The sequence below is a fragment of the Halanaerobium sp. genome (genome assembly GCF_003070835.1).
On record NZ_QBLR01000070.1, the window covers coordinates 1 to 15,235 of the forward strand.

Consider the following 15,235-nt stretch of genomic DNA (forward strand, 5'->3'; position numbering starts at 1 on the left):
AGACCCATGGAAACTTGATAAAATAGATTTTAATAAAGATGATGGTCGATTGGATATTTACATTTCTCACAAAAGAGGCAGTAAATTTCCCTGTCCTGAATGCGGTGAAAAATCACCTATCCATGATACTAAAAAAAGAACCTGGAGACATCTTAATTTCTTTCAGTACAGAGCCTACATACATGCTAAAATGCCAAGAACAAAATGCACAGACCATGGAGTGCTGCAAGTTAAAGCACCATGGGCTGAACCAGGTTCAGGATTTACAATGCTTTTTGAAGCTTTCATTATGCAATTAGCTACAGCTATGACTGTCAATGAAATAGCTGAATTAGTTGGCGAACATGATACAAGACTCTGGAGAATACTAAACCGTTATGTAGATGAAGCCCGTGCTGAAGAAGATTACAGCACCACCGATAAAATCGGTATTGATGAAACTTCAAGTAAGAAGGGACATAACTACATAACAATATTTGTGGATCTTGATAAATCAAAAATAATCTATATTACTGAGGGTAAAGATTCTTCAACTGTTGATTCTTTTGCCTTAAATTTAAAATCACATAACGGTGATCCTAAAAACATTAAAAAGATCTGCTGTGATATGTCACCAGCCTTTATTAAAGGTGCTGCTGATAACTTTTCTCAGGCTAAGGTCACCTTTGATAAATTCCATGTGATGAAAGCTGTAAATAAGGCTGTTGATCAGGTAAGACGCAACGAACAGTCTGATAACAAAGAACTTAAAAGAACAAGATATATCTGGCTTAAAAACAAGAAGAATTTAACCAAAAAGCAGAAAAAGAAACTAAAATCACTATCTGAAATGAATCTAAAAACAATGAGAGCCTATAATCTTAGATTATCTTTGCAGGAATTCTGGAATATAGATGATCTTACAACAGCAGCAAGCTACCTGCAGAAATGGTATCTCTGGGCGATTCGCAGCCAGCTGGAACCAATGGTTGAGATAGGTCGATTTATTAACAGACACTGGCAGGGGATAATGAACTATATTGAAAGCCGTATTAACAATGGGATATTAGAGGGCTTAAACAGTATTGTTCAGACCATAAAGAGAAAAGCCAGAGGGTTCAGGAATTTAAATAATTTCATGACAGCTATATATTTACAGTGCGGTAAACTTGAATTTGATTTACCTAAAGCTTTTATTTAATATTAAAATTCATGCTAGCTTAAGGCTATATTTAAATTCCACGTTACCATTAATGTTAATATATGCCATTTGGGTTACCCACACTAAATAGCGAAGAGCCAAATATTTTTTCATTTGCAAGTTCCTGTGGAATAATTTCTAAAAGTAAGGTTACTGTTCTTTTCATTATGTTTTCCAGGCTAAATTTGCTATATGAAAAGAAATAGTATACAGAATTCAAACTGCTTTCCATATGTCTGGAGATGAAATTATTCCAAATAAATCTAATAGAATGGATTTTATCAAAGCTTATAATTGAGATTACAATCCAAAAAAACATTTTAAAAGTTTTCTTAGTAAAGATATCACGATATTGATTACAAAATTTATTGATAAATGAGTAGATACTTTTTTGATTTTCTGATATAATATTCATGCGGCTGATTTCCTTTCTTTTATATTTTCGGTGTTGAAAATATTATATCAGAAAAGGAGATTAGTCGCATTTTTTATTTATATTTCTTGTAAAGTGGTGAAATTAAATATAATGATAATAGAAAGTATACAATTCGGGAGGGATAAATAATGGAATATAGAACTATTGGTAAAACAGGAGTCCAGGTTTCGCCACTCTGTTTTGGAACGATGTCCTTTGGTGGAATTGCTGACGAAAATATGTCGCGTAAGATGTTTAAGGAAGCACGTGATCGAGGTATTAATTTTTTTGATTCTGCGGATGTATATAATGAAGGCCGCTCTGAAGAACTGCTGGGTAAGTTTATGCAGGAACATAAATGTCGGGATCAGCTGGTCATTACTTCTAAGGTTTATGGTAAAACAGCTGAAGATGTTAATGCAAAAGGGCTTTCCCGCCGTCATATTAAACTGGGAGTAGAGCAGAGTTTAAGCAGATTGAAGACTGACTGGATTGACTTCTATTTTGTCCACAGCTTTGATTCGAAAACAGATATGCTGCAGACTTTAAGAGCTGTGGATGATCTGGTTAAAGAAGGTAAGATTCTGTATCCGGCAGTCAGCAACTGGGCAGCCTGGCAGATAGAAAAAGCGCTGGGGATTTCTCGTCAGGAGAGTCTGGCTCGCTTTGAGATGATCCAGCCGATGTATAATCTGGCTAAACGACAGGCAGAAGTCGAAATTTTGCCGATGGCTGCAGCAGAAAAGATGGGCGTTATTTCTTATAGTCCTCTAGGTGGTGGACTATTAACCGGTAAGTATGGAAAAAATAAACGGCCGGATAAAGGTAGATTAGTCGAAAGAGAAGATTATGCATCCCGTTATGGTTTAAAACAGTATTATCAAATAGCAGAAGATTTTAGTAATCACGCTCGAGAAAAAGGTGTTGACCCGGCATCATTAGCAGTTGCCTGGGTAATGTCAAATCCAGCAATTACTGCTCCAATTATTGGAGCCCGCAACTTAGAACAGCTTAAGGGTTCTCTGGGAGCACTGGATATCGAGATGACTGAGGAGTGGAGAAAAGAAATTACAGATCTTTCAATAACTCCTCCGCCGGCAACAGACAGATTAGAAGAACAGAAAAATATAAGTTATTTTTAGTATTGATAAATTTTTAATATAAAAAGCAGGAGGTTTTAATTTATGAATAAAGAAGATATTGCAAAAACCATTGATCATACTCTTTTAGGAGCAGAGGTAACTAAGGCAGGGGTTAAGAAAAAATGTGCTGAGGCCAGAGAATATAATTTTGCTTCAGTCTGTACTAACCCGGATCAGGTTGCCTTAGTTAAAAAAGAGTTATCCGGCTCAGAAGTTAGGGTCTGTACAGTGATTGGTTTTCCCCTGGGAGTTAATTTAAGTGAGACAAAGGCTGCAGAAGCTAAAGCAGCTGTCAGTCAGGGTGCTGATGAACTGGATATGGTTATGAAGATCGGTGCACTAAAAGAAGGAGATTACAGAACAGTAAAAAATGATATTGAAGCTGTTGTCAAAGCGGCTCAGGGTAAGCTGGTTAAAGTTATAATAGAAACCTGTTATTTAACAGATGAGCAGAAAGTTAAAGCCTGTGAAATTGCTAAAGAAGCAGGAGCAGATTTTGTAAAAACCTCAACTGGTTTTGGCAGTGGTGGAGCAGCTGTAGAAGATATAGTTTTAATGCGAAAAACAGTTGGCGAAGAAATGGGAGTTAAGGCTTCTGGAGGTGTTCACAGTTTAGAAGAGGCACAGGCCATGATTGAGGCAGGAGCGACTAGAATTGGCGCCAGCTCTGGAGTTCAGATAATTGAAGGAGCAGAAGTTAGTGGAGATTATTAAAAATTAACTTAATAATAAATAAGTAAAACAAAAGGTCTGTCAGAAGCTTTTTCTCTGGTGGGCCTTTTCTAATTTTAATTTCACTGTAAATAGTGTTAAAATTAAGATAGTATAAGAAATTTCCAAAATAACTTGACAGCCATGGATTATATAATTATAATAGACACAATACTTTAATACTTTAACATGATAAAGGACTAAAATAATAAGGGGGAGGCAAAATAGATGAATGCATTTGTAGAAGGAGTTAGAGATATTTTACCGGCCGAACTGAGGAAAAGAAGAGCTATCTATCAGACAATAAGAAAGGTTTTTGAAGCCAATGCCTATCAGGAAGTTATCACACCAACTCTTGAGTCGTTAGAATTGTATGCAGGTATAGAAGGACTGGTTGATAAAAGTGAGATGTTTAAGGTAGTTGATGACAGGGGACAAATTTTAGTTTTAAGACCGGATCTGACAATGCCGATTGCAAGACTGGCAGCCAGCCGTTTTCAGGATAGTCCGCGACCACTTAAATTTTCATATTTAAGTTCAGCTTTTCAGTCAAAGAATTCTCAGAGTTTAAGTCTCAAAGAAAAAACTCAGGCTGGAGTTGAGCTGATTGGTTCAGCCAGTTTAGAATCTGATCTGGAAATGATTCTGCTTTTAATCAAAACAATGCAGAAAGTTGGAGTGGAAGAACCTCTGGTGGATATCGGTCATGCGGATTTAATTAATGAAATTTTTGCAGATTTGAAAATTGCTGAAACTGAAAAAAAAGAACTGCGCCAGCTGCTGGCAGCCAAAAACAAAGTTGGAATTAAAAATTATATTAAAAATATTGAACTGACAGAAGATGCAGCAGAAGTCCTGCTGAGATTGCCCTCGCTTTTTGGTGCTCCCAAAAAGGTAGTTAAAGAATTAGAAAAAATGCCTTTATCAACTGAGACTAAAAATGCCTTAAAGACTTTAGAAAAGCTATTTAATAAACTGGAAGAGTTTGAGGCTCTTAAATATATTACCTTTGATCCAATGTTAATTTCACGTCACGGCTATTATACTGGCCTGATATTTAAAGGTTATGCCAAAGGATACAGCAACCTGCTGGCAAGTGGTGGACGGTATGATAATCTAACAGAAAAATTTGGAGTTGAAGAGCCTGCCGTCGGCTTTGCTCTGGAAATAGAAAATCTACTTGATTATTTAAATCGGACAGAAAATTTTAGTGAAGATCTGGGAAAAAGATTTTTAATTTCCTACCAGCAGGATAAAGACTTTAAACTTGCCTGTGAGCTGGCAGAAGATTTGAGAAATGCTGGTTTTGTGACAGAAGTATATAATGGAGCTGACAGCAAATACTTAGATTTTCAGCAGGTGGATTTTGAGATTAATCTGGAAGCTGAAAATCTGGAATTAAAGCAAAATGGTGGAGCGAGTACAGTAATCGAAAGAAATCAGAAAGAAGCATTAGAATATCTGATTTTAAATAAAATAGAGGAGTGGGAATAATGGATAATCTCTGTATTGCCATGGCCAAAGGAAGGCTGGCAAAAGAAGCGGTCAATCTCTTCCGGGAGGCCGGATATGACTTACCTGAAAACATGCTTAAATCACGTAAGCTGATTTTTGAAATAGAAAACGAAAACTTTGAAATTATTTTAGTTAAGCCAGCAGATGTACCGATTTATGTGGAATATGGCACAGCTGATCTGGGGATTGTGGGTAAGGATACTTTACTGGAAGAAAATCGTGATCTCTATGAAGTTTTAGATTTAAATTACGGAGTCTGTGAGTTTGCTCTGGCCGGTCTTCCTGACCGAAAAGATACTTTACTGGAACATAAGGTAGCAACTAAATATCCTGATTTTACCCGGCGTTATTTTCGCAAAAAGGGAGAACCGGTTGAGATCATTAAATTGAATGGCTCAATTGAGCTTGCTCCACTTACCGGTCTGGCTGATACAATTCTGGATATTGTAGAAACCGGCAGAACCTTAAAGGAAAATGGCCTGGTAGTCTATGAGAGTATTAGAGATTTATCTGCTCGTCTGGTGGTCAACAAGGTAAGTATGAAGACCAGACAGAAAGAGATTGCTTCTATTATTGAAGCTCTAGATGAAGTAGTAACTGGAGATGATAGTGATGCTTAATCTAAAAAGGATTAAAGATGGTCGAAAAAATGTGGAACAGGTTAAGGAGCTGCTGGACAGCCGTTCCGGTGATAAACTGGCTCAATATCGAGAAATAGCGGCAGGGATTTTAAAAAATGTTCAAAAAAATGGTGACCTCGCAGTTTTAGAATATACTTCTCGTTTTGATGGAGTTGAATTTGAAGCTTCAGAGCTGGAAGTAAGAGAAGAAGAAATTGAAGCTGCACTTAAAGAAGTAGATGCTAATTTTATTCAGGCTCTAAAAAATGCAGCAGCTAATATAGAGGATTTTCATGCTGAACAAAAGGACAGATCCTGGCAGAAGCAGAAAAAACCGGGGATTATTACCGGTCAGGTCTGCAGGCCGCTAAAAAGAGCTGGAGTTTATGTACCTGGAGGTAGAGCAGCCTATCCTTCTTCAGTTTTAATGACAGTTATCCCGGCCAAAGTGGCAGGAGTTGAAGAAATCATAATGCTGACTCCACCTGATAATGAGGGAAAGGTAAGTCCAGTGATTCTGGCAGCAGCTGAGATTGCAGGTGTTGATCGGATATTTAAAATTGGTGGTGCCCAGGCAGTGGCTGCAGCAGCTTATGGAACTGAAACTGTTCCTGGAGTTGATATTATTGTCGGTCCGGGCAACATTTATGTGTCTATGGCTAAAGAGCTGGTTTTTGGACAGGTAAAAATTGATATGACTGCCGGTCCCAGCGAAATTATGATTATGGCAGAAAAAGAATCTGATCCAGCCTATATAGCAGCTGATCTGATGAGTCAGGCTGAACATGATCCTCTGGCCTCTTCTATCCTGGTTACAGATGCACCGGAGTTGATAGGCAGAGTGGAAAAAGAATTAGAAAAACAGATTGAGAAAATGAGCAAAAAAGAAATTATTAAAGAATCACTGGAGAATTTTGGGCTGATGATTGAGGTTGAAAACCAGGAAGCAGCAGTGGAAATGATCAACCTGGTTGCTCCCGAACACCTGGAGCTGGCAGTCAAAAACCCATTTGAACTGCTGCCGGCAGTAGAGAATGCAGGCTCCATCTTTTTAGGAGAATATACTCCGGAGCCAATTGGAGATTATTATGCAGGCCCAAATCATGTGCTGCCTACAAATTCAACTTCTAGATTCTTTTCTCCTTTATCTGTACGAGATTTTGTTAAGTATTCCGGTTTTATCCACTACAGTAAAGAGGCACTTAAAGAAGCAAGTGCTGATGTAATCTGTCTGGCAGAAGGAGAAGGACTTGACGCCCATGCTAATTCAATTCGGATTAGAAAAGAAAAATAACTAAATTTGAGCATCAATTAAAATAGCAAATATTAAAATAAGTAGTAAAAGCTGAAGGAGGAAAAAATGAACAGTAATAATTTAAATAACAAAGAGCAAATCTTAAAAGAACAGCTGCGGCCTGAAGTTAAAGCGATTTCGTCCTATCAGGGCGAAGAAGATGACTTTGAGGTAAAAATTAACCTTTCAGAAAATGAATCCCCTTTTGATCTGCCGCAGGAGATTAAGGATAAGTTTAAAAAAGAATTTGATCAACATGATATCAATCGCTATCCGGAAATTTATTCGGAACGCCTACATCAAACTCTGGCTGATTATTTAGGCGGAGAGCTGGATAAGGAGGTTAGTACTGAAGAGGTAATGGTCGGCAACGGTTCAGATGAAATACTGGATATTTTAATTAGATGCTTTGTCGAACCGGGAGATGTTGTGCTTTCCCAGGCCCCTACTTTTTCGATGTATAAATATTTTACTGAGCTAAACGGTGGTCGTTACGAAGAACTGCCGCTGACTGAAGACTTTGATTATCAGAATATCAAGAATAAAATTGACGAATTAGATCCCAGGCTTATCTTTTTCTGTTCTCCCAATAATCCAACCGGTGAGGTTCTGGAAAGAGAAATGATCTTAAAAGTGGCTGAATATTTTACTGGTCCGGTGCTGGTTGATGAGGCTTATGCAGATTTTAATGAAATTGATCTGATGCCGGATGTCAGTGACTATCCTAATCTTGTAGTCACCCGGACTTTCTCCAAGGCTTTTGGTCTGGCAGGAATTCGTTTTGGTTATCTATATGGAAATCAAGTTTTAGTGGAAGAACTGAAAAAAGTCTTAAAACCATATAATTTAAACTCCTTAACAGACATCCTGGCTTGTTTAATCCTGGAGAATGATGATATTATAAAAGAAAGAATCAAATTTATTAAAAAAGAACGTCAGAAGCTTTATCAGAAGCTGAATCAGTATCAAAAGTGGCAGCTTTATCCCTCAATGGCCAATTTTCTTTACATAGCAGGCGAAAAAACTGTGGAGTTTAAAAATATTTTAAATCAGCAGGGAATTAAGATCAGATCTTTTAGTGGTCAGCCGCCGGCGATTAGAATTACTATCGGCAGTAGAGAAGAAAATGAGGCTGTGTTAAGGGCTTTTGCAGAATTTAAAGAGCAAAATTAGGAGTGATTTATGATGAGTAGAGATCGGGTAGCAGTTGAGCAGCGCAAGACAAAAGAGACTGAAATTATTGCCAGTGTAAACCTGGATGGAAAAGGTAGAAGTGAGATTACAACAGGGATCGGATTTTTTAATCATATGCTGGATCAAATTGCCCGCCACGGGAACATTGATCTTGAGCTTTCTGTTAAAGGGGATCTCCAAATTGATCAGCACCATACAGTAGAGGATACCGGAATTGCACTGGGTAAAGCTTTTGCCAGGGCGATAGGAGACAAAAAAGGTATCAGCCGTTTCAGCAGTGCTTTAGTTCCTCTGGATGAAACTTTAGTCAGAGCAGTTGTTGATATCAGCGGCCGTCCTTATTTATATACTGATTTACCATTTACAAGAGAAATGGTTGGAGATTTTCCTGCAGAAATGGTGGTCGAATTTATGCGGGCTTTTGTCTTTAATGCAGGGATTACCCTTCATTTAGAAATACTTCACGGAGAAAACTGCCACCACCAGATCGAGGCAGTTTTTAAAGCTCTGGCCCGGGCGCTGAAAGAAGCAGTAAAAATCGAATCAGATGAAATTCCTTCCACAAAGGGTGTGCTGTAAGTGATTGCGATTATAGATTATGGAGCCGGAAATTTAAACAGTATTCAAAAGGCACTGGAGTTTGTAGGGGAGGAGACAGTTATTTTAGAAGAGGGTAAGCAAGAAGATGTAGATAAATATTCAGGTCTGGTCTTACCCGGAGTAGGTGCTTTCCCGGGAGCAATGAAAAGACTGCAGGAAGATAATTTTATAGAATTTATTGAAAAATTTGTAGCTGCAGGAAAACCTTTTTTAGGAGTCTGTCTGGGAATGCAGCTTTTATTTGAATGGGGATTTGAGGATCAAAAAACTGCAGGACTGGGACTGCTTAAGGGAAATATTACTAAAATGGAAACTGAATACAAGATTCCTCATATGGGCTGGAATCAGCTTGAGATAATTAAAAATGACCCTTTATTTAATGGTCTGCCGGAAAATCCTCATTTTTACTTTGTTCATTCCTATCAGCTGACAGAGGTTACAGACCAGGTTCTGGCCGCAGTTGGCTATGGTTCTACAGTACCGGCAGTAGTCAGGAAAGATAATGTAATTGGGTTTCAGTTTCATCCCGAAAAAAGTGGAGATAATGGGATTAAACTTTTAGAAAATTTTAGGGAGCTGTTATAGATGCTAGTATTACCGGCAATTGATTTAAAAGCAGGTGAGGTAGTCCGGCTTAAGCAGGGAGATTTTGAACGCAAGACTGTTTACAGCCAGAATCCTTTAGAGGTTGCAGAGGATTTTGCAGCTAAAGGAGCAGAATGGCTGCATTTAGTTGACCTGGATGGTGCTTCTGCAGGTGAGAGCAAAAACTTTAATGTAATCAAAAAAATTGCAGCCGAGACTGAGCTTAAGATACAGACCGGAGGCGGAATCCGTAAAAAGGAGGATGTAAAACGTCTGCTGGATTTGGGAGTTAAACGGGCAATTATCGGAACCCTGGCAGTTAAAGACCCGGAAACCCTGGCAGAAATACTAACTGAATTTGGGTCAGAGAGTATTTTGGTCAGCATTGATGCCCGGGATGGTAAAGTGGCAACTTCAGGCTGGCTGGAAGCAAGCGAAAGAGATATGCTTGATTTTGCTAAAGAAATGGAAGCTCTGGGGGTCAAGTATATTCTATATACAGATATTGGTCGGGATGGAATGCTCAGTGGTCCTGATTTTGCAGGATTAAAGAAATTAAAATCTGCGACTGAGCTAAATATTATTGCCTCAGGTGGAATCAGTTCCAATCAGGATTTATATGATCTGGCAGCAGCAGATTTTTACGGAGCAATTACTGGTCAGGCAATTTATCAGGGGAAAGTAGATTTAAAAGAAGTACTAAAAAAGCTGGGTGAAAATAATGCTTAAAAAAAGAATTATTCCCTGCCTGGATATTAAAGATGGCAGAGTAGTTAAAGGTGTAAATTTTGTTGGTTTAAGAGATGCTGGTGACCCGGTGGAATCTGCTAAGGAATATAATGATCTGGGGGCAGATGAACTTGTCTTTTTAGATATAACTGCCACCAAAGAAAAACGCAAAACTTTAGCTCAGCTGGTGGGCAAAGTTGCTGCTCAGGTTTTTATACCACTGACAGTTGGTGGTGGAATCAGAACAGTAGAGGATATGCAGTTTATTTTAAGAGCAGGAGCTGATAAGGTTTCTGTAAATTCAGCTGCGGTCAAAAATCCGAAACTGGTACGTAAAGGAGCACTTAAGTTTGGCTCCCAGTGTATTGTCGGAGCGGTTGATGCAGCAAAAAGAGAATCAGGAGAAGGCTGGGAGATCTTTATTCATGGAGGCAGCAGAGAGACCGGAATTGACCTGATCGAATGGGTCAAAGAACTGGAAGAACTGGGAGCAGGAGAGATTCTTTTGACCAGTATTAATTCTGATGGTACCAAAGCTGGCTTTGATCTGGAGATGCTAAAAGCTGTGACAGCTGCAGTTAATATTCCTGTGATCGCCTCAGGTGGTGCCGGCAGTATCCAGCACTTTGTGGATGTTTTTAAAGAAACCGGAGCCGATGCGGCACTGGCAGCTTCGATTTTTCACTTTGGAGAAATTGCAATTAGAGATGTCAAAACTGAACTGGAAAAAGCAGAAATACCGGTCAGAATTGAAGAAAGCAAATAGAGTTTTAGAATTTTAAAAGTTTATATTGATAAAACAAAATTTAATAGATTTTAAGAATTGTACCGCAGAGAGGATAGGTGATTGAGTGTTAGAAGTAATAGATAAATTAGATGAGATTAATTTTAAATATAATGAGCAGGGATTAATGCCTGCGGTTGTTCAGGATTATCAGACCAAAGAGGTTCTGATGGTGGCCTATGTAAATGAAGAGTCACTTAATTTGAGTTTAGAAAAGGGAGAAACAGTGTTTTACAGCCGCTCCCGCCAGGAATTATGGCATAAGGGAGAAACCTCTGGTAACACCCAGGAGATTAAAGAAATTTATTATGACTGTGATCAGGATACAATATTATTTATGGTTGATCCTGCAGGCCCGGCCTGTCATACAGGTGAAAATTCCTGCTTTTACCGTAAAATTGCAGAGGAGACTGAGGCCAAGGCTGAAAAGATGATGGAAATGGAACAGCAGGCTCAGAATATAGAAGCTGAATTTGAAACAGAAAAAGTTGTGGATTTTCTTTATGATTTAATTTTAAGTCGGAAGCAAGAAATGCCAGAAGGGTCCTATACCACCTATCTTTTTGAAGAAGGTATAGATAAAATTTTAAAAAAAGTTGGCGAAGAGTCAGCAGAGGTGATTATAGCCTCCAAAAACGAGCCAGAAGAAGAATTGGTTTATGAAACAGCAGATCTGGTTTATCATATGCTGGTTTTACTGGTCAAAAGAGGAATTAATCCCGACCAGATAAGAAAAGAACTTAAAAAGAGACATAAATAAAACTTATATATAGGATGAGTTAGAAAAAAGGGGTCTGAAATCATTGAGGCAGGGGAAAATGTTTTTGAGCAGTATTGTTGTTAGGGGGGAGGCAGTTGGAAAAGCTATTTAGTAAATTTAAATACATAATAATTATTTTCCTGGCCTTGATAATGATTTATATCTTTTCAGGACAGTATACAAATGTCAAAAAAGTAGTGGAAGACAAATATAACAGTCGGCAGCAGTTAGTAGAGAAAAATATTCTGCAGACTTTACACTATATTAATAATGCCTACAAAATTTTAGAGCAGCAGTTAAATCAGGAGATGAGAGAATACTCAGAGCAGATGGCGGCCAAATATAGAGAAAATCCAGATGTGATGGCATGGGACTTAGCTGAACTTCAGCAGCAGTTTCGCGGTTATGATATTTATATAATAGATCAGAGTTTGAAAATAATTAAAACTACATATCAAGATGATCTGGGACTTGATTTTTCTAAATTTGGCAGTTTTGCTTCTGTCTTAAGAAATCGGATGGAAGGAAATGAGTTTGAAGTTGATCGAATTGATTTATCGACTCAGGCCGGAGAAATAAAAAAATACAGTTATATGCCCAGTTCTGATCATCAATATTTATTTGAATTAAGTGTTAGTATTGAAGATCAATACCCCTCTTTTCAGAGTTTAAATCTGTTTAAAGATGCAACTGCTTTAACTTCGGAATATGAGATGGTAGAAGATATTTCTTTTTACAGTGTCGAACCTCTAAATTATGAAGTTGCCAGGATTAGAAATAGTAAAAAGCCTTATATAAATCCAGATGTACCAGAATTTGAAGAAGAACTTGCCCGTCAGACAGTTATTAATAATTCCAGACAGGAAGATACAGCTAATATAGATGGTGTTCAGTATCGCTATCGGTTTTTCCCGGCTCTAGTAAGTGGGGGAGAAGTGGAGCAGGGATGGAATTTCTATGTGGTTGGTATTGTTTATAATGAGCAGATAATGCAGAATGAAATTAGCAGTTACCGCCGTTTATTTGCAGTTAATATTGTTTTACTGGCAGCTTTGTTTGCCAGCTTTATTGCAGTGGTGGTATATTTATTAAGAAAGTTTGAATATCAGGCCTATCATGATAAATTAACCGGTCTGGCAAATAGAAAATATTTTGTAGAAAAGTTCAAGAAATTAAAAGAAAAAACCGATTTTTCTGGCAATAATATTGGAATTGTTTTTATAGATATTGATAAATTTAAAGGAATTAATGATAGTTATGGTCATGATATAGGAGACAGAGTTTTAGAAAACATTGCCTTTCGAATGGAAAATAATTTGAAGGAAACAGATATTACAGCCAGAATGGGTGGAGATGAATTTGTAGTTGCTCTAGTTGATTTAGATTCTAAAACAAAAATCATTAAAGTAGCAAAAAGATTAATTAAAGAACTTAAAAAACCACTTATTATTGATGGACAAGAAATTGTTATTGGGATCAGTGCAGGTCTAAGCTTTTATCCTGATGATAGTAAAGTACTAGAAAAACTTATAAAAAATGCTGATGCAGCAATGTACAGGGCAAAAAGAAAAGATAATGATATAGAAAGTAATTAAAAATGGGAGGAAAAAAATGAAGATAACATATGAATCAATAGGAGAAATAAGGTCACCATTTAAGGGCTCTGAGGGAACTCCTATTCAACCAACAGCCGCAGGGTCTGCTGCAGGAAAAATTGAATTACTACCTGAATATCAGGAAGGACTAAAAGATCTGGCAGGTTTTTCACATTTGATATTATTGTATCACTGTCATAAAGCTGGAAAACCTTCTTTAACAGTAAAACCATTTATGGAAGATAAAGAGCATGGAATTTTTTCAATTAGAGCTCCCAGTCGCCCCAATTCAATTGGTCTTTCGATTGTCCAACTGGAAAAAATTGAAGATAATATTTTATATATTAAAGATGTTGATATACTGGATAAAACACCTTTGCTTGATCTAAAACCTTATGTCCCGGAATTTGATAGAAGAGATGAGGTTAAAATTGGTTGGATGGAAGAAAATATCAATAAACTTTCCTCTGTAAAAGATGATGGTAGATTTGCAGATAAGTAAAATTTCATTTTAGAATAAAAATATTGCTTCTGGTTTTTTCATATAATAGTTTTTATCTGTTATAGAATTTATTGGCAGAAAACAGATGGGATACAGCATACGGGTTAGGAGTTCATATCAGCCTCAGGGGATCAAATTTCAAAAGTAGTCATGTAAATATATGCTACAGGAGGAATACTAGATCTACCCTGGATATCTTTGAATATCATTATATCAGGGACTAAATCTAAAATTAATAGAAACAAGCAAATTTATATTTAAATGGTGATAAAATTTCAATATCACTAACTATATTATACGAGGAAGATGGGTTATGAATTTGGAATTTATGGTGCCAGAATGGTCTATCAAAATCCATTTAATAATGGCATATTAGAAGGTTTAAACAGTTATAGTTCAGATCATAAAAAGAAAAGCAAGAGGATTTAGAAATACAGATAATTTTATAACAGCTATTTACCTGCAGTGTGGTAAACTTCAATTTGATTTACCGAGGGCTTTTATTTAAAAGCAAATCTTTTGCCTGCTATATTATATTTTCTATTACCATTAACACCAATATATACCATTAATGTTTTCCACACTAAATAGCGAAGAGCCAAATTATAATTACTTATATAGCACAAAAATAATATATGTGGAGTGATTAATGTGACCAGTAAAAAAGTATCACCTTCAATTGATAAATGGCTTAAAGAAGCAAAATCCGAATCGAAAGCCTTAAATGAGGGAATGTATCTTGTTCATAATGGAATTGTCCGTCAAAGCTCCAGGGCTAAAGTCCGGCAGGGTGTGGAAGATGACAATGTTAAGGGAATGGATTTTGATTATGATGCTGCAAAGGTTGATCAGTCTGTTGCTGAAACAAAAAAGATGAATGGTATCTTTCATGTTAGAGTCTGGCTTAATCAGGGTCAGCTTGAAGTTGGAGAAGATATAATGTATGTCCTAATTGGTGGAGATATACGGCCTCATACAATCGATGCTCTGCAGTTTTTAGTAGCAAAAATTAAAAATGATTGTGTAAAAGAAATAGAGAAGAAATAATTTAAAGGAATTTTACAATAAATGCTGAAATATAATAGCTGAAATAATCTGTGATTTTGCTGCTGAAAATAATTTTGACCTAATTATTTTGGTTAATAAAAAGGATGAAGAAAAAACATTCCTATTGGGTGGAACAAGTGATAAGGTAGTGAGGCATGCTGAAGCAGCAGTAATGGTTGTTAAATAATTATTTAAATTAAGCCTAAAAAAATTTCGTTTATTGATGATGACACTTTTAATCGGTTGGATGAATATTTAGAGACTTAGACCAGCCATACAGCAATTTTCAACTGGAAAGTGTTCATATAGTAGAAAAAATACTGACTGCTTTTAATAAGGGGGAGAAGGATAAAGCTAGATTCTGGATTCAGATGAAGAGTAAAATTATTTTAAAAAATAAATTACAAAAATCATAAAATTTGAGGGGTAAACTATGCAATTTTTAATCAACAATTCGCAATTTTGGCGCAGTGATGGGATTAATGAAAACCCGCCGGAAAAGTTTGAACTTAAATTAAATGATGGAAAACTTGAGCTGCCGACAGAAGTTAGAGCCAGACTG

The 15,235-nt window shown here is 36.9% G+C and carries 16 protein-coding genes and 1 pseudogene; all 17 read left to right on the forward strand.

Features of this window, described 5'->3' with window-relative positions; translation table 11 throughout:
- Window positions 1-1,180: ISL3 family transposase (locus CI949_RS09000; protein WP_290765446.1), on the forward strand; the 1,180-nt coding region annotated here is incomplete at its 5' end.
- Between the two features lie 564 nt (window positions 1,181-1,744).
- Window positions 1,745-2,737: an aldo/keto reductase gene (locus tag CI949_RS09005; protein WP_290765449.1), complete on the forward strand. Its 993-nt coding sequence runs from the start codon at window positions 1,745-1,747 to the stop codon at window positions 2,735-2,737.
- Between the two features lie 42 nt (window positions 2,738-2,779).
- Window positions 2,780-3,451 (forward strand): deoxyribose-phosphate aldolase, encoded by a 672-nt coding sequence (gene deoC, locus CI949_RS09010; protein WP_290765452.1) that lies wholly within the window; start codon window positions 2,780-2,782, stop codon window positions 3,449-3,451.
- 225 nt (window positions 3,452-3,676) lie between these two features.
- Window positions 3,677-4,942 carry an ATP phosphoribosyltransferase regulatory subunit gene (gene hisZ / locus CI949_RS09015; protein WP_290765455.1) on the forward strand — a complete coding sequence of 422 codons (1,266 nt, stop codon included), beginning with the start codon at window positions 3,677-3,679 and terminating at the stop codon, window positions 4,940-4,942.
- Window positions 4,942-5,583 carry an ATP phosphoribosyltransferase gene (hisG, locus tag CI949_RS09020; RefSeq protein WP_290765458.1) on the forward strand — a complete coding sequence of 214 codons (642 nt, stop codon included), beginning with the start codon at window positions 4,942-4,944 and terminating at the stop codon, window positions 5,581-5,583. Before hisZ ends, hisG begins: the two co-directional genes overlap by 1 nt.
- On the forward strand, window positions 5,576-6,877 hold the full coding sequence (gene hisD, locus CI949_RS09025) for a histidinol dehydrogenase (protein WP_290765460.1): 1,302 nt from the start codon (window positions 5,576-5,578) through the stop codon (window positions 6,875-6,877). The genes hisG and hisD overlap by 8 nt, the downstream gene beginning before the upstream one ends.
- A 66-nt stretch (window positions 6,878-6,943) precedes the next feature.
- Entirely contained in the window at window positions 6,944-8,050 is a 1,107-nt protein-coding gene (gene hisC / locus CI949_RS09030) for a histidinol-phosphate transaminase (protein WP_290765463.1), read from the forward strand.
- A 12-nt stretch (window positions 8,051-8,062) separates the two neighbouring features.
- A complete protein-coding gene (gene hisB / locus CI949_RS09035; RefSeq protein ID WP_365941448.1) occupies window positions 8,063-8,650 on the forward strand; it encodes an imidazoleglycerol-phosphate dehydratase HisB in 588 nt (195 codons plus the stop codon).
- A complete protein-coding gene (gene hisH, locus CI949_RS09040) occupies window positions 8,651-9,256 on the forward strand; it encodes an imidazole glycerol phosphate synthase subunit HisH (RefSeq protein ID WP_290765469.1) in 606 nt (201 codons plus the stop codon).
- Entirely contained in the window at window positions 9,257-9,985 is a 729-nt protein-coding gene (hisA, locus tag CI949_RS09045; RefSeq protein WP_290765472.1) for a 1-(5-phosphoribosyl)-5-[(5-phosphoribosylamino)methylideneamino]imidazole-4-carboxamide isomerase, read from the forward strand.
- Window positions 9,978-10,751, forward strand: coding sequence for an imidazole glycerol phosphate synthase subunit HisF (gene hisF / locus CI949_RS09050; RefSeq protein WP_290765475.1), 774 nt, complete (start codon window positions 9,978-9,980; stop codon window positions 10,749-10,751). The genes hisA and hisF overlap by 8 nt, the downstream gene beginning before the upstream one ends.
- 85 nt (window positions 10,752-10,836) lie before the next feature.
- Window positions 10,837-11,529: a bifunctional phosphoribosyl-AMP cyclohydrolase/phosphoribosyl-ATP diphosphatase HisIE gene (gene hisIE, locus CI949_RS09055; protein WP_290765478.1), complete on the forward strand. Its 693-nt coding sequence runs from the start codon at window positions 10,837-10,839 to the stop codon at window positions 11,527-11,529.
- 95 nt (window positions 11,530-11,624) lie between these two features.
- Complete coding sequence (locus tag CI949_RS09060; protein WP_290765482.1) at window positions 11,625-13,124, forward strand: diguanylate cyclase domain-containing protein; 1,500 nt, start codon at window positions 11,625-11,627, stop codon at window positions 13,122-13,124.
- A 16-nt stretch (window positions 13,125-13,140) separates the two neighbouring features.
- Window positions 13,141-13,626, forward strand: coding sequence for a tRNA (N6-threonylcarbamoyladenosine(37)-N6)-methyltransferase TrmO (gene tsaA, locus CI949_RS09065; protein ID WP_290765485.1), 486 nt, complete (start codon window positions 13,141-13,143; stop codon window positions 13,624-13,626).
- 363 nt (window positions 13,627-13,989) lie between these two features.
- A pseudogene (locus CI949_RS09070) lies at window positions 13,990-14,134 on the forward strand (transposase); the annotation flags it as partial.
- A gap of 134 nt (window positions 14,135-14,268) precedes the next feature.
- The gene (locus CI949_RS09075; protein WP_365941447.1) at window positions 14,269-14,673 is read left to right on the forward strand and encodes a molybdenum cofactor biosynthesis protein MoaE; all 405 of its coding nucleotides are present in this window, start codon (window positions 14,269-14,271) and stop codon (window positions 14,671-14,673) included.
- A gap of 46 nt (window positions 14,674-14,719) precedes the next feature.
- Window positions 14,720-14,860, forward strand: a complete 141-nt coding sequence (locus tag CI949_RS09080; RefSeq protein ID WP_290765491.1) for a universal stress protein — start codon at window positions 14,720-14,722, stop codon at window positions 14,858-14,860.
- The last annotated feature ends 375 nt before the right edge of the window (window positions 14,861-15,235 follow it).